Here is a 24,460-nt window from a genome sequence, read left to right on the forward strand (position 1 = left end):
AACACGCATCAAAAACAGTATTGCAGAAAAGGGGGTAACCATAGATGTGGGAGCGGGTTACTTGGGATAACCGGCGCGCTTCATTTCACGTTCGGTGGAGATCTGTGCGGCGGCGAGTGCTTGATCGACCGACATCTGTCCAGTAAGCGCCGCCGAAAACAGCTTCCCGACGGAAGTGCCGATCGCCTGGAACTCCGGAATGGTCACCAACTGGATGCCGATGTAGGGCACGGGTTTGAGGGTCGGTTTGCTCGGGTCCGCAGCTTTCAGCGACTCAAGGGTCACCTTGGCGAACGGCGCAGCCTTCATGTACTCATCGCTGTACGTCGAAGCGCGGGTACCTGGTGGTACGTTGGCAATGCCGTCTTTCTCTGCAACCAACGCTCCATACTCCTTGGAAGTGGCCCAGGCGCTGAAGGTTTTCGCGGCGTCCTTGGCCTTGGAACTGGTCGGAATCGCCAGCGCCCAGGAATACAACCAGGCTGAGCCCTTGTCGGTGGTTTCGTGCGGTGCGTAGGTGAAGCCGACGTGGTCGCTGACCTTGCTTTGGGTCTTGTCGGTGACTAAGGAGCCAGCGACGCTGGCATCCACCCAAATTGCGCATTTGCCACTGTTGAACAGCGCCAGGTTTTCGTTGAAACCGTTGCTGGAGGCGCCGGGTGGACCCGAGTCTTTCATGGTCTTGACGTAGAAGTTCAGCGCATTTTTCCACTCGGGGCCGGTGAATTCCGGTTGCCACTTCTCATCGAACCAGCGCGCACCATAGGCATTGGCGACGGTGGTGATCAGCGCCATGTTCTCGCCCCAGCCGGCCTTGCCGCGCAGGCAGATGCCGTACTGTTCTTTATCCTTATGGGTGAGTTTGCTGGCGAATTCGCTGATCTGGGTCCAGGTCGGGTGCTCGGGCATGGTCAGCCCGGCATCCTTGAACAGATCGGTGCGGTAATAGGTGATGGAACTTTCGGCGTAGAACGGCAACGCATACAGCGAACCCTTGACCGACAGGCCTTCACGCACCGACGGGAACACGTCGTCGAGGGCGTAGCTGGCCGGCAAGTCCTTCATCGGCTCCAGCCAACCCTTGGCACCCCAGAGTGCGGCTTCGTACATGCCGATGGTCAGCACATCGAACTGTCCGCCCTGAGTGGCGATGTCAGTGGTCAGGCGTTGGCGCAAGACATTTTCTTCCAGCACCACCCAATTGAGCTTGATGTCCGGATGCTCGGTCTCGAAGGTTTTCGAGAGTTTTTGCATGCGGATCATGTCGCTGTTGTTGACGGTGGCGATGGTCAGGGTTTGGGCGCCGAGGCTGACGCTGCTAAGGGTCATGCAGGTGAGGGCAAGCAGAGCTTTTACAGAAGGTTGCATCGTGCACTCCTTTTCTGCACCCCGCGGGTTACAGAAGGACAGTTATTGTTTTTGTGTCTTCCTGCGGAGGGAAGAATGTGCACTGATTACAGCCTTCTATTGATGACGTGACAAATCATCCATCGCACTTCGATCGATACTAATTTGCACTAATGTTTGGAGGGAGAGGTGCAGGGAACGGCTTTTCAGCAGTTGCACCCTATGGAATCCGTATAGGTTTTCAGGCGTTTAACCCAGGTTCTGCTCAGTCAGCCGCTGCACGGCCAATCGCCGGTAATGCGACGGCGTCATGCCCTTGAGCTGCTGAAAACGCCGATTGAAGTTGGAAATATTGTTGAAGCCCGATTCGAAACACACATCGGTCACCGGTTTGTCGCCATCGGCCAGCAGCTCACAGGATTTACTGATGCGCAGGCGATTGACGAACTCGATGAAACAGCGGCCGGTGGCTTGCTTGAACACTCGACTGAAATAAGTCGGCTTCATGCCAAGGTGCTCGGCGACTTCCTCCAGCGGCAGGTCCCGGGCGTAATGCGCGAAGATGTAATCCACCGCCCGATTGGTGCGATCGATGTTGTGCTCGTCGGCCAATTGCGGCGTCGTGGCCCCGGACAGCAGCTGATAGTCGTCAGAGGCCGCCAGCAACTCCAGCAAAATGAAAAAGTGCCCGAGGCGGGTCACGCCTTTGGTGTCGGCAATACGTTGCATCAACGTCATGGCCTGGCGAATGGTGCGCTTGCAGCGAAACTCGATACCGTACTGGGCGCGCTCCGACAGCGGCGCCAGCGTCTTGAGCTCGGCAAATACCAAGTGGCCGCTGTCGAACAACTCGTCCGTAAAGTTGACCAACATGTCGCGTTTGGGCACCACTTCGTTTTCGGCCACCTGGCTGATCCAGTTGTGGGGCAGGTTGGGGCCGGTGAGGAACAGCGTTTCAGGATAGAAGTTGCCGATGTAGTCGCCGATGAACACTTTGCCGGCGCTGGCGACGATCAGGTGCAGCTCGTATTCCTTGTGAAAATGCCAGCGCACCAACGGGCAGGGAAAACCGTGCTGACGATAGATGATGGACAACCCGTTATGGTCGTCCATCAGTTCGTAAGAGGGGTCTGTCACGCGGGCTGTTCGAGTCATGTCAGGGCGCTTTTCTTGTTTTCGCTATCGGATCATGCCTCTTTTGGCGACTGCTGTGCCAGCCTGCCACGATTTTCGCTTATGCCGTCTCATGCAATCTGCGCCCGTAAACCGCCTTCATGCTGGTGGCGCTCCAGCAGTAGCGGACTAGTCAGTTCTATAGCGGGTTTCGATTTTTAGCTTCAATCCATTGCGCCATGTATTGCGTACTTTTGTGGTGGTGATGACGCAACATGCTGCCGGTAAAGTTATCGCTTCTAAGGTGTGCCAAGTGTTGTTGGCAGTGCAGCAACTTTTCAATCAATGCCGGGCCATGTACAGACTGTCGATAACGATCGGCCAGCAACGTCTGTCCCAAGGATTGGGCGTCGGTCCAAAGTGCTTCATCCTTGTACAGCCGAACCGCGCAATCGGCGAACGCCTGTGCTGTCCGGGCCACGGCGCCGGGCCAGAGATGTTCGCCGTGCATCGCTTCGGCGCCGATGGGCGTTGTGATCGTGGGTGTGCCACACAACATGGCGTCGACAATCTTGCCTTTGATACCGGCACCGAAACGGAGAGGCGCCAGACAAATCCGCGCGCCAGACATGACGTCTAACGCATCTTCCGCCCAATTCATGACATGGAACCCCTGGCCGGGATTGTGCAATGCAGTCGCCTTGGGCGGTGTGTACGCGCCGTAAATGTGTAACTGAGCGTCGGGCAGTTGCGCACGGATCAGCGGCCAGATCGCGGTTTTCATCCAGAGCACCGCATCCCAGTTCGGCGCATGTCGAAAGTTACCGATACTGAGAAAGTGCGCCCGGTCTTCAAAAGCCGCCGGCGGCACGCTCGGTAGATCGACCATGAGTGGACACCAGTGCAGCAAATTACGCGGCAGCTTGAATTGTTCGACCAGCAATTCGATCTCCACTTCGGAGATCATCAGATTCAAGTCGCAACGATAAATCGCTGCGATTTCCCGTTTGGCCAGATCGGTCTCGGCCATGTGCTCAAACTCTTCACGCAACGCCGAGGCGAACACTTCATTGAAGTCATTGGCGTCGTCGCTGGCCTTCAAACGCTCCTTGAGGCGTTGATGGCGGGCATCTCGCAGGCTTCGCAGATCGGAGGTCTCAAGCACGCGCAAGGCAGCGGGGCAGTATTGTTCAACGCGCCAGCCGAACTGTTCTTCCATCATGAACTGATCGAACAGAACGATATCCGGGGCCAGTTCACTGATAAAGGTGTCGAAACGGCTGTTGTTCAATTCGATCGGGACTTCGCGAATGCCCAAAGTGCCGAGATCTGCCCGGTGTTCGCCGGTGCCGGCCGGGCTACTGAATGTAATGTCCCAGCCCTGCTGCAAAAAAGTCTCGAGAATTTGCATCATGTGCCCGCCGGCCGCAGAAGAGCGGGGCTCGGGCCAGACGTAACCAATAACCAGGACTTTGGTTGCGTGGGGCTGAGTCATGAACGGGTATTCCTTGGTGCGGGTAGAGGGCCGGGGGGAGAAAACGGGGGAGCGAAGATACCAGTCTCAGGCAAGCATGCCTTTGACCTTGTCGCGCAGCTGATCAATGGAAAACGGCTTGCCGATCACCTGCATGCCTTCAGGCACATCGATGCTCTCGGCATAGCCGCTGGCGAACAGGATCAGCAATTTAGGGCGAACCATTCGGGCCTGGGTGGCCAGTTCACGGCCATCCATCACCGGCAACCCGACGTCGGTCATCATCAGATCGATGTATTGATCCTCGTCGTTGAGAAACTCCAGCGCCTGCTCGCACCCGTCGGCCTCCAACACCTTGAATTCCAGCTCCTCAAGGACATCGACTATCAGCATACGCACGATGTCGTCGTCTTCGACTACCAGGATGATGGATTTTTCGGCGGACATAGTGGGCTCTCAAAGGTTGAATTCACGGTTGCCGGTCGATCGAAATCGCCGGGTTCTTGCTTGAGTAAGTGACGGAACCCGACAAGTTCCCACGCGGTAGAAAAAAGAATAGCCGCACGCGTGCCGGCAAGGATAACCGCTCCTTCGCGCCGGAGCAGTGGAATGTAGGATTTTGCGCGAAAAGGTGTCAGAAAATTGGATCAATGTGCCACTTTTGGGGCAAACTCCGTGGTTTTCGACAGTTCGACAAGGCTCCCCCATGACATCCGCGTCTTCGGTTGATGAGCAACGATTCCGTAAACTCCTGAGCCGCAACGTCAGCCTGCCGTTGGGTGTCGGCGTGCTCAGTGCAGTGTTCTTTGTCTCGCTGATCACTTACCTGTTGTCGGTGATCCAGTGGGTCGAGCACACCGACCGGGTGATCAATAACGCCAATGAAGCGATCAAGCTGACCGTCGATCTGGAAACCGGTATGCGCGGCTTCCTGCTCACAGGCAACGAGCAGTTCCTTGAACCTTACGAGACGGCCAAGCCGCGAATCATTGTCTCCCTCAACACCTTGCTCGAACTGACTGCGGACAACCCGGTGCAGACCGACCGCCTGCACCGACTCCAGGCCTTGCAGGATGAGTGGGCCACTTACGCAATAACAATGATCGATTTGCAACGTGCCAGCGGCGATTACCGCGGCGCGGTCAAGGCTGGGCGCGGCAAGCGGCTGACCGATGAGATCCGCAAGCAATTCGAAGACGTGATCGCCATGGAGCAGCAGTTGCGCACCACACGTAACGAGGACGTGCGCCGCACCACGATCTGGAGCATCAGCCTTTATCTGTTGTTCATCGCCGGTATCAGCGCATTGCTGGCCTACATTGGCCGTCGGGATTTGCTCAACCTTTCGCAGATTTACAGCGCCAACCTCACTGCGCAAGAGGCCAGCGCCCATCGTCTGGAACAGCAGGCCTGGTTGCGCAATGGCCAGACCGAACTGGCCGAGCAAGTGTTGGGGCAACTGTCGCTTAATCTGCTGGGCCGCAACATTTTGCAATTTTGTGCGCAGTACCTTGGCACGGCCGTGGCGGCTATGTATGTTCGTGAAGAACACGGTGGCCTCAAACGCATTGCATCCTACGGTTTCTCCCGCGAGCAGGAAGCACTTGATCAGCAGATTTACAGCGATGAAGGCATTGTCGGCCAGGTAGCGAGCCAGGCGCGCTTGATCCGTCTCGATAACGTACCGAGCGATTACTTCAAGGTCAGCTCCGGCCTGGGCGAAGGTCTGCCGCATAGCGTGCTGGTCGTGCCGACCAGTGACGACGATCGGGTCAACGGTGTGATCGAACTGGGCTTCTTGCGCCCGCTGACTGACCGCGATGTCGAATTGCTTGAACTGATTGCCGGCAACATCGGCACGTCCATCGAGGCCGCTCGCTATCGCCAGCGCTTACAGGAGGTGCTGGCCGAAACCCAGCAGCTCAATGAAGAGCTGCAAGTTCAGCAGGAAGAACTCAAGACCGCCAACGAAGAGCTGGAAGAACAGTCGCGGATTCTCAAGGAGTCCCAGGCGAATCTGGAAACCCAACAGGTAGAGCTTGAACAAACCAATGAACAGCTCGCCGAGCAGGCCGGGATCCTGGCCGAGCAGCGCGACGCGATGGACCTGAAGAACACCGAGCTCAATCAGGCCCAGACCCAGCTCGAAGAACGCGCCGAAGAGTTGCAGCGCTCGAGCAAGTACAAGTCTGAATTCCTCGCCAACATGTCCCACGAGTTGCGCACGCCGCTGAACAGCTCGTTGATCCTGGCCAAGTTACTGGCGGAAAACCCTCAGGAAAACCTCAGCGCCGAGCAGGTCAAGTTTGCCGAGTCGATCTACTCTGCCGGCAATGATTTGCTCAACTTGATCAACGACATTCTCGACATTTCCAAGGTCGAGGCCGGCAAGCTTGAGATACGACCGGAGAACACCAGTGTCGCGCGTCTGGTGGATGGCTTGCGCGGGATGTTCCAGCCATTGGCTGCCGACAAGAAGCTGGATTTCCAGGTCGAGGTGCAGGCCGGTGCGCCGATTATGATCTTCACCGACCGCCAGCGCCTGGAGCAGGTCATCAAGAACCTGCTGTCCAACGCGGTGAAATTCACCGAAAAAGGCACCGTCAGCCTGACAGTCGCCAGCCAGCCCGGCGACGGTATCGCTTTCATCATTCGCGATTCGGGGATTGGCATTGCCGAGGATCAGCAGGACAGCATTTTCGAAGCCTTCCGCCAGGCCGATGGCACCACCAATCGCCGTTACGGCGGTACCGGCCTGGGCTTGTCGATTTCCCGTGACTTGGCCACCTTGCTGGGCGGTTCCATCAGTGTCACCAGCGAGCCTGGGCAGGGCAGTGTGTTCACGCTGGTTTTGCCGCAGCAATACGTTGAACCGGGCGAAGAGCCGGTCGAGCCGATGAGAGCCACGCCGGTGGCCATTGCGCCGAGAATGCCGACCGCCGCGCGGGTGCCGCTGATTGCCGACGTTGATATCCCGCGTTTCGACGACGATCGCACCCAGGCGCCATTCGCCACTCGGTGCATTCTGGTGGTGGAAGACGAGCCGAACTTTGCGCATATCCTTTACGACCTGGCGCATGAACTGGGTTATCAGTGCCTGGTGGCCCACGGTGCCGACGAAGGCTACGACCTGGCCGTAGAGTTCATCCCCGACGCCATTCTGCTGGACATGCGTCTGCCGGATCATTCCGGGTTGACTGTGTTGCAACGCCTGAAGGAACACGCTGAAACCCGGCACATTCCGGTGCATGTGATTTCGGTGGAAGACCGGGTCGAGGCCGCGATGCACATGGGCGCCATCGGGTATGCAGTCAAGCCGACCACTCGCGAAGAACTCAAAGATGTGTTTGCCCGTCTTGAAGCCAAGCTGACCCAGAAGGTCAAACGCATCCTGCTGGTCGAAGACGATGATTTGCAGCGCGACAGCATTGCCCGGCTGATCGGCGACGATGATATCGAGATCACTGCCGTTGGCTTGGCACAGGATGCCCTGAACTTGCTGCGAACGACGATTTTCGACTGCATGATCATCGACTTGAAGCTGCCGGACATGCTCGGCAACGACCTGCTCAAGCGCATGTCCACCGAAGATATCTGCTCGTTCCCACCGGTGATCGTCTACACCGCACGCAACCTGACCCGAGACGAAGAGGCCGAGCTGCGCAAGTATTCGCGCTCGATCATCATCAAGGGGGCGCGCTCGCCCGAGCGTTTGCTGGATGAGGTGACACTCTTTCTGCACAAAGTCGAATCCAGGTTGTCCCATGAGCGGCAGAGGATGCTCAAGACCGCGCGCAGCCGCGACAAGGTTTTCGAGGGGCGCAAGGTATTGCTGGTGGACGACGATGTACGCAACATCTTCGCCCTCACCAGTGCCCTGGAGCAAAAGGGTGCAGTCGTGGTCATTGGTCGAAACGGCCGTGAAGCGATTGAAAAGCTTAATGAAGTCGAGGACATCGATCTGGTGTTGATGGACGTGATGATGCCGGAGATGGATGGCTACGAAGCCACCATCGAGATCCGCAAGGACCCGCGCTGGCGCAAGCTGCCGATCATTGCGGTGACGGCCAAGGCCATGAAGGACGATCAGGAGCGCTGCCTGCAAGCGGGCTCCAATGATTACCTGGCCAAGCCCATCGACCTGGATCGCCTGTTCTCGCTAATTCGCGTGTGGTTGCCGAAGATGGAACGCATTTAATGGAACGCATTTATTCAGTGGAGCGAAATAGCGAAATCGAATTGCGCTTGTTGATCGAGGCGATCTACCTCAAATACAGCTATGACTTTCGCGACTACTCCGGCGCTTCGATCAAGCGTCGTGTCAATCACGCGTTGAGCCAGTTCGAGTGCGCCACTATTTCGGCGTTGCAGGAAAAGGTCCTGCACGACCCGACGGCGTTCATGCAATTGCTGCAATTGCTGACGATCCCGGTCAGCGAAATGTTTCGCGACCCTTCGCATTTCCTGGCGATCCGTCAGGAAGTGGTGCCACTGCTCAAGACTTACCCCTCGATCAAGATCTGGATCGCCGGTTGCAGCACGGGGGAAGAGGTCTATTCGATGGCCATTCTGCTGCGCGAAGAAGGCTTGCTCGATCGCACCATCATCTACGCCACCGACATCAATCCACGCTCGCTGGATAAAGCCAAGCAAGGGATTTTCTCCATGGAGAATGTCCGCGCCTACACTCATAACTACCAGCAGGCAGGTGGCCAGCGTTCGTTCGCCGACTACTACACGGCGGCCTACGGTTACGCCATTTTCGACAAGACGTTGTGTGAGAACGTGACCTTCGCCGATCACAGCCTGGCGACCGACAGTGTTTTCTCAGAAACTCAATTAATTTCGTGTCGTAATGTTTTGATTTATTTCAATAAAAAGCTTCAGGATCGTGCTTTTGGTTTGTTCCGGGAATCCCTTTGCCATCGTGGAATTCTGGTGCTGGGCAGCAAGGAAACACCGGATTTTTCTGCCTACGGGAGCCAGTTCGAACCGTTGGTCAAACAAGAACGGATTTACCGCAAATCATGAACAGTGCAGCGGATTTGCCTTCTATAGAGGCTATCGTGATCGGCGCCTCGGCCGGCGGTGTAGAGGCGCTGCTGAATATTCTCAGCCCACTGCGAGAAGGCTTCACGCTGCCGATGCCTACGGTTCAGCCCTGGCCGCAGTGTTGTTGACCGGCGCCAACCGCGATGGCGCCAGCGGTCTGGCCCAGGTCAAATACCGTGGCGGCATGGCCATCGTCCAGGACCCGGACGAAGCTCAGGTTGCAACCATGCCCCAAGCTGCACTGGATATGCACCAGCCAGACCCTATCCTCCCTTTACGCGGCATCGGCCGTCTGCTTGTCGAGCTGGAACGAATCGCATGTTAAGTACTATCCAAGCCAAACTGCTGATCGTCGACGATCTGCCGGAGAACCTGTTGGCGCTCGAAGCGCTGATCAGGCGCGAAGACCGTATCGTCTACAAAGCCTTGTCCGCCGACGAAGCCTTGTCGCTGTTGCTGCAACACGAATTCGCCATGGCCATTCTCGACGTGCAGATGCCCGGGATGAACGGCTTTGAGCTGGCCGAGCTGATGCGCGGCACGGAAAAGACCAAGAACATCCCGATCGTGTTCGTCAGTGCGGCCGGCCGTGAGCTGAACTACTCGTTCAAGGGCTACGAAAGCGGTGCCGTGGATTTCCTCTACAAGCCGCTGGATATCCACGCGGTCAAGAGCAAGGTCAATGTGTTCGTCGAACTGTTTCGCCAAAGCAAGGCGATGAAACAGCAGGTCGAAGAGCTGGAGCAGAGTCGCCGTGAGCAGGAAGCGCTGCTCACGCAGTTACAAAGTACCCGGCTGGAACTGGAGCAAGCGGTGCGCATGCGCGATGACTTCATGTCCATCGTTGCTCATGAAGTCCGCACGCCGCTCAATGGCCTGATCCTCGAAACCCAGTTGCGCAAGATGCACCTGGCTCGGGATAACGCTGCGGCGTTCGCTCTGGACAAAATGCACGCGATGGTCGATCGCGACGAGCGGCAGATCAAAAGCCTGATTCGCCTGATCGAAGACATGCTCGATGTGTCGCGAATTCGTACCGGCAAGTTGTCGATACGACCGACGCGCTTCGATCTGTCGGCGCTGGTTCGCGGCTTGTTGCAGAACTTCGCCCCGCAGATCACTGCTGCCGAGTGCTCGGTAACGCTCGACGCCGAGCAACCGGTGGTGGGCAACTGGGACGAATTTCGCATTGAACAGGTGATCTCCAACTTGATGACCAATGCTCTACGATACGGCGCCAAGAGTCCGATCACCGTTAAGGTGTACAGTGAGAGCGGTCAGGGTCGGGTGGACGTGCGCGATCTTGGGATCGGCATCAGCGAAGAGAACCAGAAGCGTATTTTCCAGCAGTTCGAACGAGTCACGGCCAAACACGCTGTCGCGGGGTTGGGCCTTGGATTGTTTATTTCCGAGCAGATTGTGGCCGCCCATGCCGGTTCCATTACCGTCGAAAGCCGGATTGGCGAAGGCGCCTTGTTTCGCGTTTGTCTGCCGCTGTAGGAAAACAGCCCGATAAACGCAACCTCTGATCGACCCCACGGTCGTATCAGCAGCTATTGACCGAACAAAGGCTTCCCATGAGTGAAGATGCACAAGACGTCGTATTGATCGTCGAAGATGACCCCTCGATTTTGATGGTGCTGTCGGCCTATCTGTCGGGTGAGGGCTACCGGGTATTGCAAGCCGAAAACGGCGAGCAGGCCTTCGAAATTCTGTCGAGCAAACCCCACCTGGACATGATGATCACCGACTTCCGCCTGCCGGGCGGAATTTCTGGCGTCCAGATTGCTGAACCTGCCGTGAAGCTGCGACCGGAGCTCAAGGTGATCTTTATCAGCGGTTATCCGCAGGAGATCCGCGAGACGGACAGCCCGATCACCCGTAAGGCGCCGATCCTGGCCAAGCCGTTCGATCTGGATGTACTGCAAGAGCTTATGCAGGAAATGCTGTCTTGATTCTAGGCGTTGATCAACAGTCAACGTTCTCGCCGTCAGGGCACGACTTGATCTCCGGGTACATACGTGAACGTCGCATCGGCAGCAGGCTTCGCGGGCAGTATAAGCTGCACGATCGGTTTCACTATGCCGCCACTTTTATTGTAGAAATCCCTCTGATCATGTTGTGCACCTGCCAGGCCGCCCGGGGTGTAGAGATAGAAGAACGCCTCGATGGGCAATTCTTGAGGGATATTCTGCGGCCAGGTCGCCAGGATCAGTTCGTTTTGTTGAGGGAACCAACTTGCGCCGAGCATATTCCTCGTGCGTATGGATTGGTAAAAGGAGTCGGCCGCCAGGTGGTTCATGGCGTCACGCACGTCAAAACTGCATTGATAAGCCTGGGCATTCGACGGAACAGGGGCGCTTTTCCAATGTGCCATCCATCGTTCGGCCGTCGTGATGCTCAAAGTTTGGCAACGCCGGCTTTCCAAAGGGTAATAGGGGTGACCGCCGCACCCCGGCTTGTCTCGAAGCTGACTCCAGCCGTCGATGGGGTAGCTGCACAGCACCTCGATCTGCCGGATGCCAGGCGGGTAGGAAAGAACCGGATAGAAAATAAGCCCGTTGATCTGGCCCAACACCAGATCCCTGAATTTCGAATCCTTGCGCAGAAACGAGAACGACACACCACCACTCTGCTGCGAATGCGGGCTGGGATTCCAACTTGAGTATTGCGTGGATGGCACCGTCGAGCGCAGCACAATGCCTGAGCACAGAAACGCCGGCATCGAGGCCTGGCCGCAATCGGCGCGGGTGTCTTGATAACGTCTGGTCAGTTCGCCCGCAACCGCCGCGCCATTGGCGGTAGCGCTGCGGGTTGGCAAAGTGCTCCCCGCACCTTGTTGTTCCTCTCGAACCTGACAGCCAGCCAAAGCAACCATCAGTATCAGCGCGATGATTTCCTTCATTGCCTATCCCTCCCTTGTGACCTGCGCGTGGCAATCGGGCGCAGAGCACCTCAACAGAGGCCTTGCTGCGGACTTCAGAGGAGATTTAATCAAGGAAGAACTACACTGAATAGCTGACAGAGTTGACAGCTGACAGGCTTAAAGTCGCGGTCTATGCTGAGCGGTTGTGCCGTTTGGTCAGTAGCGTGATTTTCCGGATAACGCATTAGACCCGAATCATCTCCCTTACCTTCGCCGTCAACAGGTCGAAGGTGAAAGGCTTGGTAATCATCTGCATGCCTGGGTCAAGGAACCCGCCGCGCACCGCCGCGTGCTCGGCATACCCGGTGATGAACAACACCTTGAGCTCGGGCCGGTACTGCCGGCCGATTTCCGCCAGTTGCCGGCCATTCATGCCCGGTAACCCGACGTCGCTGATCAACAGATCAATACGCTGCGCGGAATCAAGAATCGGCACCGCGCTGTCGGCATCGCCTGCCTCGACGAGGGCATAACCCAGCTCACTCAAGACCGTGCTGACCAACACGCGCACCGCCGGATCATCCTCGACGATCAGCACCGTTTCGCCGTTCTGTGCGACGGGGGCGTGCTGAACGCCTATAGGGCTGTCCGGGGGCACGTCACCGCCGAAACGTGGCAGAAACAGACTCACCGTGGTGCCTTCGCCCACTTCACTGTGAATGGCGACGTGGCCGCGCGATTGTTTGCTGAAACCATAAATCATCGACAGTCCAAGGCCTGTGCCTTGACCGATTGGCTTGGTGGTAAAGAACGGGTCAAAGGCTCGGTTGATGGTGCTTTGCGGCATGCCACACCCGGTGTCCGTGACGCTCAGCACCACATAATCACCCGGTTGAAGGTTGCTCTGGGCCTCGGTGAACTCAATATCAAGATGTTGATTGCTGGTCTTTACCACCAGTTTGCCGCCGTCGGGCATCGCATCCCGGGCATTGATCACCAGATTGAGCAGGGCGCTTTCCAGTTGGTTGGGGTCGGCCTCGGCCACCCAGAGTTGCTCGTTCAGTTGCATGTCCAGCTGAATGCTTTCGTTGATGCTGCGTTGCAGCAGTTCGCCCATGGAAACCACCAGTGCGTTCATCTCCACGGGTTTGGAGTCCAGCGACTGACGCCGGGAAAACGCCAGCAGGCGGTGGGTCAGGCCTGCCGCGCGGTTGGCTGAAGTCACACCCAGGTCGATAAGGCTGTCCAGATCGTCGGTGCGCCCACGGGCCAGACGCCGGCGTAACAGCTCAAGGCTGCCGATGATGCCGGTCAGCATGTTGTTGAAGTCGTGGGCAATACCGCCGGTGAGCTGGCCGACCGCTTCCATTTTCTGCGATTGGCGCAGGGCTTCTTCATTGTGTCGTAGCTGGGCGGTGCGTTCCTCGACCTGCTGTTCAAGCGTTTCGAGGGTGTTTTGCAATCGCAGCTCGCTTTGACTCAAATCGATCAGCCGGTCCCTGGCTTCGTACTGTCGTCGGCGTCCGCGCAACGCGGTGGTCACCAGGCTGATCAATGTAACCGGGTGAAAAGGGCGCTCAAGAAAGGTCACGTTCCCCAACTGAGGGCCGTAGCGCGACGCCGGGTTTTGTTCCGGGCCGCCATGGTAGGTCATCAAAACAATGGGAAGGTCGGACCAGGCCGGCTGTTGCTCGATCAGACCGAACAGCGGTTCAAGATCACCGCCCGACAAGGCCTCGGAAGAGATCAGGAGCAATCCTGCTCCTTGCTCCAGTTCGCGGCACAACGCCACCAGATCTCGAGTAATCACCCCGTCGTAACCCGCTTCGTTGAGCATCATCAGCGCAATTTGGCTGTCGCGACCCAGCGGCGCGAGAATGATCGCGCGCTCGGACATTGCTTCCTTGGCAATCACGGGTTTTCTTCCTGAAGCAAGGGTTTGCTGGCACCCAGATAAGTAGGGACGCCGCTCAACACCCCCTGAAACGCATCCAGTGGTTCACCAATGGTGATGCCCTGAGCGCTGATGCGGTATTCACGAATGGTTGACTCATGGCTGCCCGTGCGTTTCTTGATGATCGAGATCGCCCGGCGAACCTTGCCCAGTGCCTCGAAGTAGCGCAACAGGATGACCGTATCGGCCAGATAAGTGATGTCGACGGGGGCTTGCATGTCACCGACCAGTCCATGCTGAGCGACCGTCATGAAGGTCGCGGCACCCTGGCGATTGAGGTACAGCAGTAGCTCGTGCATGTGCAGCACCAGCGCGCTTTCTTCGGGCATCGCCGCCTGATAGCCGTTGATGCTGTCGATCACCACGGTCTTGATATTGCCCTCATCGACGCAGCGACGAACCCGGTAGGAAAACTCTCCGGGAGACAACTCGGCCGCGTCGACTTGCTCGATCAGCAGGTTGCCAGTGTCTTGCAGCGCCTTGAGGTCGATGCCGATGTTCTTCATGCGCTCGATCAGTAACCCGAGCTCTTCGTCGAAAATGAACAGCGCGGCTTTTTCGCCACGGGCCACGGCGGCAGCGGCGAAGATCATCGAGATCAGCGATTTGCCGGTACCGGCCGGGCCAAGGATCAGCGTGCTGGACCCGGTCTCGATACCGCCGCCGAGCAGGGCGTCCATTGCTGTGATGCCGCTGGACAATTGCTGGCGGACATAGCAACCGCGATGTTCGGCGGCCACCAGGCGCGGAAATACATGCACGCCATCACCCATGATGGTGAAGTCGTGATAACCGCCACGGTATTTCTGGCCGCGGTATTTCAACACGCGCATCCGTCGACGCTCGGCGCCATAGTGGGGGGTCAGTTCCTCAAGGCGAATGACGCCGTGGGCCACACTGTGTACGGTTTTATCGAGGGATTCGGTGGTCAGGTCGTCCAGCAACACCACCGTGGCGTCATAGTGCACGAAGTAATGTTTGATCGCGAGGATCTGGCGACGGTAGCGCAGCGAGCTTTGGGCCAGCAGACGGATCTCGGAAAGACTGTCGAGCACCACGCGGGTAGGCTTGACCCGTTCGACCACTTCGAAAATCTGCTGGGTGGCTTCGCCCAGTTCAAGGTCCGAGGAATACAACAAACTCTGTTGATGCTCGGCATTGAGCAGGTTTTCCGGGGGTGTCAGTTCGAAGATGTGGATGTTCTCATCCAACTCCCAGCCGTGGGACAACGCTCCCTGCCGCAGCTCGCGCTCGGTTTCCGACAAGGTGATGTACAACGAGCGTTCGCCGGCACGAGCGCCGGCCAACAGGAAATGCAAAGCGACGGTGGTTTTGCCGGTTCCGGGCTCACCCTCCAGTAAAAACACATGGCCGCGGGACAATCCACCGGCCAGGATGTCATCCAGACCTTCGATGCCGGTGGCGGCTTTTGCACTGATCAACTCGTTAGATGTAGACAAAAAATGCCCTCTCATGACTAGGGGAAGCGAGGCAGCAGGCCGTAAGCCTGAATGGACTGCCTGCTCACTTGACCCTTGGCCGAGACGACGAGTTCAACGAGATTTTTTGCTGTTGTTAAAGCCCTTGCTGCAACGCAGGGTCGTCGGGATTGAGTTGTTCAAGTTGCGCCAACAGAATCTGCACGTTTTGCAGCTGTCCGCTTTCCTTCCAGTAGTTGATCAGCAATACCCGGGCCTTGCGGTCGGCCGGGTGGCGCTGGACGATCTCCTGCAACTGTTTTTGCGCCGCTTCCAGCTCCTGTTCATCGTGAAGCGTGGTAGCCAGGTCGTAACGGTATTCCTTGTTATCCGGCTCCAGCTCCACGGCTTTGGAAAGGCCGAGCAGGGCGAATTCACTTTGCCCGTGATGCAGCAACCAGAGCCCCAGGGCATGTTGCAGGTAGGCTGAATCGGGTTGAGCCTTCAGCTGCTTGGCCAACAGCTGCCGGGCGGCATCGTTTTGGCCCTGTCGATCCAGCACTTCGATCTGCATCACCAGCGCCGGCAGATTGCCGGGCGCAAGACGCAAGGTGTTCTCCAGTGCTTGCCGCGCCTCTTTCAATTCGGCGTTGTGCAGATGCAGTCGAGCCAATTGATAGTGGTTGTCGGCGCTCTCCGGCTGACGCTTCAGATCCTGTTCCCAGGCATCGATGGCTTGCTCCAGCGGCCCGAAATACAAACCGAGATCGTCCGGAGAAAGCCCCAACAAGGCGTTGACGGCGGCATAGCGGACGCGCTGTTCGCTGTCATCGAGTAACGGGCCCAGCAGCAGACTGCGTTGACCGCTGGGCACCAGACCGCTGATGCTTTTGATCGCCGCAATGCGCACGTCTGGCGATTCATGCTGCAAGTCCGCATCGGCCAGTTTCAGCGCCACGGAGCTGGGGTAGTTGGGCAGTTCGGCATGCAACCAGACGCGGCGTTTGGCCGATATATCAGAGCGGCCCAGTTGCTGGTAGAGAACCCGCGCTGCACCCGGTTGGCCTGCGCGCGCCTGGTTCAGCGCTTCGCTGTAGCCACGCTTGATCGCCTCCGGCACTGCGGGGGTGGTGCTGCGCAGGAAAAACCAGGCAAGGCCTATGGCAAACAGGACACAGAGGCTGATGAGCAGGTAGCGACGGGACTGGGGCATGCAGGAATCCAGGAGCTGGCAAGCTGTTGCAAGGTTGCCAGCTTCGGTCAGGCAGGGCTGTGAGTCAAACCCGGTGTTGGGGGGACGTGGCGAGCAGACAAAAAAAGCCCCGCGACCGAATGAGGCGCAGGGCAAAGGAATTGGTTGGTTGCGGCCAACCAAAGGAGCTCGTTAAAACATTACTGGCTGGCGACCGTCTCTGGTTGCCAGCCACCGCCGAGGGCTTTGTAAATCGCGACAATGCCGCGGAAAAGATCGACTTCGGCCTGGGCCTGGGTGTCTTCAGCCGCCAAACGCTCGCGCTGGGCGTCGAGCAGGACGAGGAAGTCCGCCGTGCCTTCGCGGTAGCGAATGTCGGCCAGGTCGGCCGCGGCGCGGCTGGATTCACTCTGACGAATCAGCGAGATCAGGCGTTGTTGACGTTTGCCGTAGTCGCTAAAGGCGTTTTCTGACTCTTCCAACGCCAACAGTACTTGTTGCTCGTAGGTCGCCAGGGCGCCTTCGGCATCAGCATCGGCGCCACGTAAACGGGCGCGCACGCTGCCAAGGTCAAACGCAGCCCAGGTAATACTTGGGCCCAGCGCCCAGGCGTTGGCCGCCGAGGAGCCGATTTGCGAACCGCGCCCGGCAGTGAAGCCAAGGAAGCCGCTGAGGCTAACCCGTGGGAACAAATCAGCCTTGGCCACGCCGATACGGGCAGTGGCGGAAGCCAGTTTGCGCTCGGCGCTGAGAATGTCCGGGCGACGTTGCAGCAGTTCACCCGGATCACCGATCGGCAGGGCCTTGGCGATCGCCGGCAACTCTTTTGGACTCAGGTCGACGGTCAGCCTGTCCGGACGTTCACCCAGCAGGGTGGCGATGCGGTTGCGTTGACGAACCTGTTCGGCCTGCAACTGCGGCACGCTGGCTTCGACGGAGGCCAGGCGTGCATCGGCGCGGACCACATCGAGCTGATCGCCGACGCCGGCATCACGCAGACTTTCGGTGATCTTGCGCGATTCCTGTTGGTTGTTCAGGTTGGCCAGGGCGATCTTTTCCCGCAGCTGCGCTCCGCGCAGTTGACCGTAGGCGTCCACCAGTTCGGCAATCATGGAGACTTGCAGCTGGTACAGATCGGCTTCGAGCGCCTGCTGTTCGGCGTCGGCGGACTCCAGGTTGCGCTGGATACGGCCAAACAGGTCGATCTCCCACGCCATGTCCAGGCCCAGGTCGTAGCGTTCGCTGTTAACCCGTTTCGTGGTCTGGCCCGGGATCTGACCCTTGGCCAGGTCACTGCTGGCCCGGCTGGTGATGGTCGGCATGGCGTCATTGCTGACGTCGTCGCGAATCGCCCGCGCCGCTTTCCAGCGGGCGAAGGCCACGCGCAAATCACGGTTGCCTTGCAACGATTGAGTCACCAAGTGGTTGAGCGTCGGGTCTTCAAACTGCTGCCACCAGATGCCTTCGAAACGCGCGCGGTCGAAGTTCTTCTGACCGGCGCTGCCATCGGTGGCGGTCGTGATGTTGGCCGGCTCAGTGGCTGGAGTCTTGTAGTCCGGGCCGACGGCACAGGCACTCAGGGCCAGTACCAGAAGGCTCGGCAGGAAGGCTTTCAGGCTCATTGTTGCGCCTCCAGTTTCAGGGCCTTGGCCGCTTTGCGCGCTTCACCGCGCTCCACAAAGTTACGAATCAATACGTAGAACACTGGCGTCAGCAACAGACCGAAGAAGGTCACCCCGAGCATCCCGGAGAACACCGCCACACCCATGGCATGACGCATTTCGGCACCGGCACCGCTGGAGAAGACCAGAGGCACAACACCCATGATGAACGCGAAGGAGGTCATCAGGATCGGCCGCAGACGCAGACGGCAAGCTTCGAGCACCGCCGCCAGCGGGCTCATGCCTTCTTCCTGTTTATCCTTGGCAAACTCGACGATCAGAATCGCGTTCTTACAGGCAAGTCCCACCAGTACGATCAAGCCGATCTGGGTGAAGATGTTGTTGTCGCCACCCGAGGCAATCACACCGGTGATGGCCGACAGCAGGGTCATCGGTACGATCAGAATCACCGCCAGTGGCAGGCTCCAGCTTTCGTACTGTGCCGCGAGTACCAGGAACGCCAGCAGTACGCAGAGCGGGAACACGAACAGTGCAGTGTTGCCGGACAGAATCTGCTGGTAGGTCAGGTCGGTCCACTCGTAGGTCATGCCGTTTGGAAGTTCTTCCTTGAGCAGTTTCTCGATGGCTTTTTCGGCCTGGCCGGAGCTGTAGCCGGGGGCGGCTGCACCGTTGATTTCAGCGGTGATGAAACCGTTGTAGTGCATCACGCGATCCGGGCCCGAGGTGTCGCTGACCTTGATGAAGGTCGCCAGCGGGATCATCTCGCCTTTGTTGTTACGCACTTTCAGCTGACCGATCTGGTCCGGTTCGAGACGGAACTGCTGCTCGGCCTGAACGTTGACCTGATAGGTACGACCAAAGCGGTTGAAGTCGTTGGCATACAGCGACCCCAGATAGATCTGCAGGGTGTCGAAGATGTCGCTGACGGCCACGCCGTGGGTCTTGGCTTTTTCCCGGTCGATTGCCGCATCGACCTGTGGCACGTTCACGGTGTAGCTGGTGAACAGGGCGGCCAGTTCCGGCACGTTGTGGCTTTTGTTAATGATGTTCATGGTTTCTTTGTACAGCTCGTCATAACCCAGGTTGCCCCGGTCTTCGATCTGCAGGCGGAAACCACCGATGGTGCCCAGGCCTTGTACGGGCGGCGGCGGGAAGATTGCCATGTAGGCTTCCTGAATCCCGGCGAACTGGCCGTTCAATGCACCGGCAATCGCACCGGCGGACATGCTCGGGTCTTTACGCTCATCGAACGGTTTGAGGGTCACGAAGACGATGCCGGCGTTAGGGCTGTTGGTGAAGCCGTTGATCGACAGGCCTGGGAACGCGACGGCACTGTCCACGCCAGGCTGTTTCAGGGCCAGGTCGGACATGCGTTTGATCACGTCTTCGGTACGGTCCAGGCTCGAGGCATCCGGCAGTTGAGCGAAGGCCACCAGGTATTGCTTGTCCTGGCCAGGTACGAAACCGGTCGGGGTGTTGGCGAAACCGAAGAAGGTCAACACCATCAGGCCTGCGTACACCAGCAGGGCGATACCGCTGCTGCGGATAACCCGGCCCACGGTGCCGACATAGCCGTGGCTGGCCTTGTCAAAGAAGCGGTTGAACGGGCGGAACAGCCAGACACCAAAGATCTTGTCGAGGACCTTGGAGAAACGGTCCTTCGGCGCGTCATGGCTTTTGAGCAACACAGCAGCCAGGGCAGGCGACAGGGTCAGCGAGTTGAACGCCGAGATCACGGTCGAGATCGCAATGGTCAGGGCGAATTGCTTGTAGAACTGCCCAGTCAAACCGGAGATGAAGGCCGCCGGGATAAACACCGCACACAGCACCAGCGCCGTCGCGATGATCGGGCCGGTCACTTCACGCATGGCTCGTTTGGTGGCTTCGACCGGTGTGAGCCCCAATCCGATATTTCGCTCGACGTTTTCCACCACCACGATGGCGTCGTCCACCACGATACCGATGGCCAACACCAGGCCGAACAGTGACAGGGCGTTCAGCGAGAAGCCAAACAGGTGCATCACGGCAAACGTACCGATCAGCGAAACCGGCACCGCCACCAACGGAATGATCGAGGCGCGCCAGGTCTGCAGGAACAGGATCACCACCAGAACTACGAGAATCAGCGCTTCGAAGAGGGTGTGAACCACCGCTTCGATGGAGCCGCGCACGAAAATCGTCGGGTCATAGACGATGCTGAAGTCCATGCCTTCCGGGAAGTTCTTCTTCAGCTCGGCCATCTTGCCGCGCACTTCGTTGGAGATTTCGATCGCGTTGGAGCCAGGGCGCTGGAAGATCGGGATCGCCACGGCCGGCTGGTTATTCAGCAGCGAGCGCAGGGCGTACTGGCTGGAACCCAATTCAATCCGAGCGATGTCTTTCAGGCGCGTGATTTCACCGTTGTCGCCGGAGCGAATGATGATGTTCTCGAACTCTTCTTCAGAAACCAGACGGCCTTGCGTGTTGACCGACAGCTGGAACGCGGTGGCATTCGGTGCAGGAGGTGCACCCAACGCACCGGCAGCCACCTGACGGTTCTGTTCACGGATGGCGGTCACGACGTCGGTGGCGGTCAGGTTACGCGAAGCAGTCTTGTTCGGATCGAGCCAGACACGCAACGAGTAATCGCCCATGCCGAACAACTGCACGTCACCGACACCGCCCAGTCGCGCCAGCTCATCTTTGATGTTGAGCAAGGCGTAGTTGGACAGGTAGAGCATGTCGTAGCGTTTGTCCGGCGAGGTCAAGTGCACAACCATCGTCAGGTCGGGCGAAGCCTTGTCCACGGTGATACCGATTCGCGTCACTTCTTCTGGAAGCTTCGGCTCGGTCCGGGTCACGCGGTTCTGAACTTGCACCTGAGCGTTGTCCAGGTCAGTGCCCAGCGCAAAGGTGATGGTCAGGGTGATCTTGCCGTCCGCTGTGGACTGCGAAGACATGTACAGCATGTTCTCGACGCCGGTGATGGCTTGCTCCAGCGGAGCTGCCACGGTTTCACCGATGACTTTTGGGTTGGCGCCCGGGAAGTTGGCACGGACCACAACGGTCGGCGGAACCACCTCCGGGTATTCGCTGATCGGCAACTGGAACAGCGAGATGGCGCCGGCGATCAGGATCAGCAACGAAAGCACCGCTGCGAAGATCGGTCGCGAAATGAAGAATTGGGAAAAATTCATCGGAGTTATCGTCCCTTAACCGCGTGGAGTCGCAGCAGCCAGTTTCACAACCGAACCCGGCGCGACCTTGGCAGGTGCGACTTGGGGCAGGTTGCTGGCTTCCAGCGCTTGTCGTTGTTGAGCCAGAGCGGCGAGGGTTTCCTTGGTGGCCATCGGGATCACTTCAGGGGTGACCGGCGAACCAGGACGAACCCGTTGCAGCCCCTTGACGATGACGGTGTCATCCTTGTTCAGGCCGCTGCGCACGATGCGTAGGCCTTCGATCTTCGGACCCAGCTCGACCGAGCGATACGCCGTCTTGTTGTCGGCATCCATCACCAGCACGAACTTTTTACCCAAATCGGTACCGACCGCTTCGTCGTTGATCAGCACGGCGGAATAGGTGCCGCTGCCGACCAGTTTCAGACGGGCATACAGGCCGGGGGTGTAGGTGCCGTCGCTGTTATCGAACACCGCACGACCGCGGATGGTGCCGGTTTTCGGGTTGACCTGGTTGTCGACGAAGTTCATCACGCCTTGGTGCGGGTTGCCGTCTTCATTGGACAGGCCAAGATAAACCGGGGTGGTTGCTCCGCGTTTGCCTTGGCGAGCGAGCGCGGTGTACTTGAGGAATACACGCTCGTCGGCGTCGAAGTAGGCGTAGACCTTGTCAGTGGAAACCACACTGGTCAGCGCGGTGGTGTCGGCGGTCACCAGATTGCCGGCGGTGATTTCCGCACGGCTGACACGGCCGCTAATTGGCGCAGTAACACGGGTGAAACTCAGGTTTAGTTTGGCCAGGTCCAGTTGCGCCTGGAGGGCACCAACCGCGGCGCGGGCTTCTTGCGAAGCGCTGGTGCGCGAATCGGCCAGTTCGGCGGAAATAGCATTGCTGGTGCGCAGACGCTCACCGCGCTGGGCTTCATTTTCGCTGCGGGTGGCGTTGGCGCGCGACTGGGCAACCAGGGCTTCGAGGCGGCGAACCTCGGCCTGGAATGGACGCGGGTCAATCTGGAACAGCAGGTCGCCTTTTTTGACCAATGCGCCTTCAGTGAAGGCCACTTCGTCGATCTGGCCGGAGACCCGTGGACGAATTTCTACGGTTTCCGGCGCTTCGAGGCGCCCGGTGAATTCGTCCCATTCATTGACCGGTTGTTCAATCACCTTGGCCACGCTGACTTTGGCTGCGGGCATAGTGGCGGCCGTGTCCGGAGTCTTGCCGCAGGCGCTCATCACCAGCACGGCCAACAGGGCCAACGGGAAGCGCAAATGTTTGAGTGATTGTTCCATGGATGCATCCGCCAATGTATTGAGAATGGACGGATGATGCTCGGCGAGGATGTATCGCACGAATCGAATGAGGCAAAGGTAACTATCATTCGGAATGATATAAGGCCCAAGCAGGCTCTCTAGCCTGCACCTTTCGTTAGGCGGCTATCAATTAGAGTGATCGGCCGCGGTTGCTCATCGTTTAGGCCGGAAAGGTGCTGCCAGCAGGGCGAATCTTCCCAAAAATAGAATTAATTCCAATAAGTTGTGGGTGCAACAGGAAATACCCAAATAAAGCACAAAATTAGGGAATTACGCGCCTTGAACAGAATTGTGGTTAATTCTATAATTTTGGGTATTAAGCGGTGTGCAGCGACGGGAGACACGTTATGTTGGATTTAAGTTTCAGTAAGCCGAGTGAGATCCTCAAGCGACTCTGCGATCGCCTGCGCACGGAGCGGCTGGCTCTGCAGATGACGCAAGCCGATGTGGCCGGTCGCGCCGGTGTCGGGACCAATACCGTGTCCAACCTCGAAGCTGGGCGCAATGTCGGGTTCGAGAATGTGGTCCGTGTGGCTATGGTTCTTGGACGAACCAAGGAGCTCGAAGGACTGTTCTTGCCAAAGCTGGACAGCCTCGAAGACATTCGCCGATACGAAAACAGTGTCAATCGTCATCGTACCAAGAGGAAGTCCGACAATGCTTGAGCAAGTTGACGTCTACTACGATGGTTGGGGTGAGCGTTGGCTGTGGGGCACGCTGGTGTCTACGACCGCCATCACCGGTCGTCCGCAGATTGTGTTTGAGTACAGCAATGAAGCAAAGAGTAGAGGCCTGGAGCTGTCGTCCTACACACTTCCATTGGAGGGACCCCAGTTACGTCGAGGCTTTCCGTCCCACCAGTTAGGCCTGCCAGGGCCTGTCTATGACTCGTTACCTGACGGTTGGGGCATGCTGCTGATGGACCGGTTGTTCAGGCGCCGCGGCCTCAACACAGCACGCATAGGACCTCTGGAGCGGCTGGCCTATATTGGCAACAATGCCATGGGGGCACTGTCGTTCGAGCCCATGGCGCCCGAGGGGCAGGAGCCGCAAACGCATATCCCCCTTGAGCTGCTTGCGGCTGAGATTCAGGAAGTTCTCAATGGTGAAGGTGGGGAATTCCTGCAGACGTTGCTGCTGGTGGGGGGCTCGCCTCAAGGCGCCAGGCCAAAGGCGTTGGTCTATCGCGATCCTCAAACTGGAGCCTTTACCACCGCCGCCAAGCCGGGCTTTGAAGCCTGGCTGATTAAATTCCCGGCAAAAGAAGAACATCCTGAGGTGTGTGCTATCGAAATGGTCTATGCCAAGTGCTTGCGCATGTGCGGCATCCAGACCCCGGACACGCAGCACTTTAGTCTGCCCAACGGGCTGGCAGCCTTCGCGAGTAAACGCTTTGATCGTATAGACGGTAAGCGCGTGCCCATGCAAAGCCTTGCAACCTTTACCGGGGCCGACTACAAGTCACCAGGGTCCTTGGACTATGTCAACTTCTTGCGTGCGACACAGATGTGCACCAACGATGTACGAGAGAAAGCTATCGCCTTCGAGCGTGCCGTTTTCAATGTCGCGTTCAACAACCGAGACGACCATCCCAAAAACTTCGCCTACGTCATGTCGCCGTCCGGTGTATGGCAGCTGGCGCCGGCCTACGACGTGACTTTCTGCGAGGGACCGGGCGGTTATCACCAGATGGACGTGATGGGCGAGGCCTTGGAGATTGACCGAGATGTGATGCTCAGACTTGCAGACGAAGCAGAGGTCTCAGTGGCGACTGCTGGCGGCATCATTGACAGAATTTGCCACGTCGCTAGCCAGTTTGCGGCCTTCGCCGAGAACATGTACCCACGCGTGATCACCCAAAACACTCTGGATACCATTCAGGGCCGAATCGACGAGAACATCAATCTGCTGCGCTAACGCCACTGCTCGCCTACAACTTCAAACGGGGTGTTGAAC

General features: G+C 58.1%; 17 protein-coding genes and 1 pseudogene. 7 read left to right on the forward strand and 11 right to left on the reverse strand.

Annotated elements, in window-relative coordinates:
• Nucleotides 1-57 precede the first annotated feature (57 nt).
• The 4 genes from QK293_RS14350 to QK293_RS14365 all read right to left on the reverse strand — a co-directional run bounded on the left by QK293_RS14350 (nt 58) and on the right by QK293_RS14365 (nt 4,381).
• The gene (locus tag QK293_RS14350; RefSeq protein ID WP_282377917.1) at nt 58-1,368 is read right to left on the reverse strand and encodes a sugar ABC transporter substrate-binding protein; all 1,311 of its coding nucleotides are present in this window, start codon (nt 1,366-1,368) and stop codon (nt 58-60) included.
• Between the two features lie 228 nt (nt 1,369-1,596).
• Nucleotides 1,597-2,502, reverse strand: coding sequence for an AraC family transcriptional regulator (locus QK293_RS14355; RefSeq protein WP_282377919.1), 906 nt, complete (start codon nt 2,500-2,502; stop codon nt 1,597-1,599).
• Between the two features lie 157 nt (nt 2,503-2,659).
• Nucleotides 2,660-3,955 carry a glycosyltransferase gene (locus QK293_RS14360; RefSeq protein WP_282377923.1) on the reverse strand — a complete coding sequence of 432 codons (1,296 nt, stop codon included), beginning with the start codon at nt 3,953-3,955 and terminating at the stop codon, nt 2,660-2,662.
• A 66-nt stretch (nt 3,956-4,021) separates the two neighbouring features.
• Entirely contained in the window at nt 4,022-4,381 is a 360-nt protein-coding gene (locus tag QK293_RS14365; protein WP_282377925.1) for a response regulator, read from the reverse strand.
• Between the two features lie 259 nt (nt 4,382-4,640).
• Between QK293_RS14365 and QK293_RS14370 the strand changes: the two genes are divergently transcribed.
• From QK293_RS14370 to QK293_RS14390, 5 genes and pseudogenes are all read left to right on the forward strand, one after another.
• Nucleotides 4,641-8,132: a response regulator gene (locus QK293_RS14370; protein WP_282377927.1), complete on the forward strand. Its 3,492-nt coding sequence runs from the start codon at nt 4,641-4,643 to the stop codon at nt 8,130-8,132.
• A complete protein-coding gene (locus QK293_RS14375) occupies nt 8,132-8,965 on the forward strand; it encodes a protein-glutamate O-methyltransferase CheR (protein ID WP_282377929.1) in 834 nt (277 codons plus the stop codon). The genes QK293_RS14370 and QK293_RS14375 overlap by 1 nt, the downstream gene beginning before the upstream one ends.
• Nucleotides 8,962-9,311: pseudogene (locus QK293_RS14380) on the forward strand (chemotaxis protein CheB). The gene QK293_RS14375 and the pseudogene QK293_RS14380 overlap by 4 nt, the downstream one beginning before the upstream one ends.
• Nucleotides 9,305-10,486 (forward strand): hybrid sensor histidine kinase/response regulator, encoded by a 1,182-nt coding sequence (locus tag QK293_RS14385; RefSeq protein ID WP_282377931.1) that lies wholly within the window; start codon nt 9,305-9,307, stop codon nt 10,484-10,486. Before QK293_RS14380 ends, QK293_RS14385 begins: the two are co-directional and overlap by 7 nt.
• A gap of 77 nt (nt 10,487-10,563) precedes the next feature.
• On the forward strand, nt 10,564-10,941 hold the full coding sequence (locus QK293_RS14390) for a response regulator (protein WP_008146959.1): 378 nt from the start codon (nt 10,564-10,566) through the stop codon (nt 10,939-10,941).
• Nucleotides 10,942-10,976: 35 nt separating this feature from the next.
• Here QK293_RS14390 and QK293_RS14395 read toward each other — a convergent pair whose 3' ends face one another.
• The 7 genes from QK293_RS14395 to mexE all read right to left on the reverse strand — a co-directional run bounded on the left by QK293_RS14395 (nt 10,977) and on the right by mexE (nt 22,483).
• On the reverse strand, nt 10,977-11,891 hold the full coding sequence (locus QK293_RS14395) for a halovibrin HvnA (RefSeq protein ID WP_282377948.1): 915 nt from the start codon (nt 11,889-11,891) through the stop codon (nt 10,977-10,979).
• A 205-nt stretch (nt 11,892-12,096) separates the two neighbouring features.
• Nucleotides 12,097-13,767 (reverse strand): ATP-binding protein, encoded by a 1,671-nt coding sequence (locus tag QK293_RS14400; RefSeq protein WP_282377949.1) that lies wholly within the window; start codon nt 13,765-13,767, stop codon nt 12,097-12,099.
• Nucleotides 13,764-15,266, reverse strand: coding sequence for an ATPase domain-containing protein (locus QK293_RS14405; RefSeq protein ID WP_282377950.1), 1,503 nt, complete (start codon nt 15,264-15,266; stop codon nt 13,764-13,766). The genes QK293_RS14400 and QK293_RS14405 overlap by 4 nt, the downstream gene beginning before the upstream one ends.
• A gap of 115 nt (nt 15,267-15,381) precedes the next feature.
• Nucleotides 15,382-16,437, reverse strand: coding sequence for a tetratricopeptide repeat protein (locus QK293_RS14410; protein WP_282377952.1), 1,056 nt, complete (start codon nt 16,435-16,437; stop codon nt 15,382-15,384).
• Between the two features lie 179 nt (nt 16,438-16,616).
• Nucleotides 16,617-18,038, reverse strand: a complete 1,422-nt coding sequence (locus QK293_RS14415; RefSeq protein WP_282377954.1) for an efflux transporter outer membrane subunit — start codon at nt 18,036-18,038, stop codon at nt 16,617-16,619.
• The gene (locus tag QK293_RS14420) at nt 18,035-21,214 is read right to left on the reverse strand and encodes an efflux RND transporter permease subunit (RefSeq protein WP_282377957.1); all 3,180 of its coding nucleotides are present in this window, start codon (nt 21,212-21,214) and stop codon (nt 18,035-18,037) included. Before QK293_RS14420 ends, QK293_RS14415 begins: the two co-directional genes overlap by 4 nt.
• A gap of 15 nt (nt 21,215-21,229) precedes the next feature.
• On the reverse strand, nt 21,230-22,483 hold the full coding sequence (mexE, locus tag QK293_RS14425; protein ID WP_282377959.1) for a multidrug efflux RND transporter periplasmic adaptor subunit MexE: 1,254 nt from the start codon (nt 22,481-22,483) through the stop codon (nt 21,230-21,232).
• 368 nt (nt 22,484-22,851) lie between these two features.
• On the opposite strand from mexE, the gene QK293_RS14430 reads away from it, so the two are divergent.
• Nucleotides 22,852-23,169 (forward strand): helix-turn-helix transcriptional regulator, encoded by a 318-nt coding sequence (locus tag QK293_RS14430; RefSeq protein ID WP_282377961.1) that lies wholly within the window; start codon nt 22,852-22,854, stop codon nt 23,167-23,169.
• The gene (locus QK293_RS14435) at nt 23,162-24,421 is read left to right on the forward strand and encodes a type II toxin-antitoxin system HipA family toxin (RefSeq protein WP_282377963.1); all 1,260 of its coding nucleotides are present in this window, start codon (nt 23,162-23,164) and stop codon (nt 24,419-24,421) included. The genes QK293_RS14430 and QK293_RS14435 overlap by 8 nt, the downstream gene beginning before the upstream one ends.
• Nucleotides 24,422-24,460: the final 39 nt, after the last annotated feature.

The organism is Pseudomonas sp. AL03, from assembly GCF_029960815.1.
GTDB lineage: Bacteria > Pseudomonadota > Gammaproteobacteria > Pseudomonadales > Pseudomonadaceae > Aquipseudomonas.

Coding starts and splice junctions, on each gene's coding strand:
- QK293_RS14350 (WP_282377917.1), bottom strand. CDS start 1,368: ATGCAACCTTCTGTAAAAGCTCTGCTTGCCCTCACCTGCATGACCCTT.
- QK293_RS14355 (WP_282377919.1), bottom strand. CDS start 2,502: ATGACTCGAACAGCCCGCGTGACAGACCCCTCTTACGAACTGATGGAC.
- QK293_RS14360 (WP_282377923.1), bottom strand. CDS start 3,955: ATGACTCAGCCCCACGCAACCAAAGTCCTGGTTATTGGTTACGTCTGG.
- QK293_RS14365 (WP_282377925.1), bottom strand. CDS start 4,381: ATGTCCGCCGAAAAATCCATCATCCTGGTAGTCGAAGACGACGACATC.
- QK293_RS14370 (WP_282377927.1), top strand. CDS start 4,641: ATGACATCCGCGTCTTCGGTTGATGAGCAACGATTCCGTAAACTCCTG.
- QK293_RS14375 (WP_282377929.1), top strand. CDS start 8,132: ATGGAACGCATTTATTCAGTGGAGCGAAATAGCGAAATCGAATTGCGC.
- QK293_RS14385 (WP_282377931.1), top strand. CDS start 9,305: ATGTTAAGTACTATCCAAGCCAAACTGCTGATCGTCGACGATCTGCCG.
- QK293_RS14390 (WP_008146959.1), top strand. CDS start 10,564: ATGAGTGAAGATGCACAAGACGTCGTATTGATCGTCGAAGATGACCCC.
- QK293_RS14395 (WP_282377948.1), bottom strand. CDS start 11,891: ATGAAGGAAATCATCGCGCTGATACTGATGGTTGCTTTGGCTGGCTGT.
- QK293_RS14410 (WP_282377952.1), bottom strand. CDS start 16,437: ATGCCCCAGTCCCGTCGCTACCTGCTCATCAGCCTCTGTGTCCTGTTT.
- QK293_RS14415 (WP_282377954.1), bottom strand. CDS start 18,038: ATGAGCCTGAAAGCCTTCCTGCCGAGCCTTCTGGTACTGGCCCTGAGT.
- QK293_RS14420 (WP_282377957.1), bottom strand. CDS start 21,214: ATGAATTTTTCCCAATTCTTCATTTCGCGACCGATCTTCGCAGCGGTG.
- mexE (WP_282377959.1), bottom strand. CDS start 22,483: ATGGAACAATCACTCAAACATTTGCGCTTCCCGTTGGCCCTGTTGGCC.
- QK293_RS14430 (WP_282377961.1), top strand. CDS start 22,852: ATGTTGGATTTAAGTTTCAGTAAGCCGAGTGAGATCCTCAAGCGACTC.
- QK293_RS14435 (WP_282377963.1), top strand. CDS start 23,162: ATGCTTGAGCAAGTTGACGTCTACTACGATGGTTGGGGTGAGCGTTGG.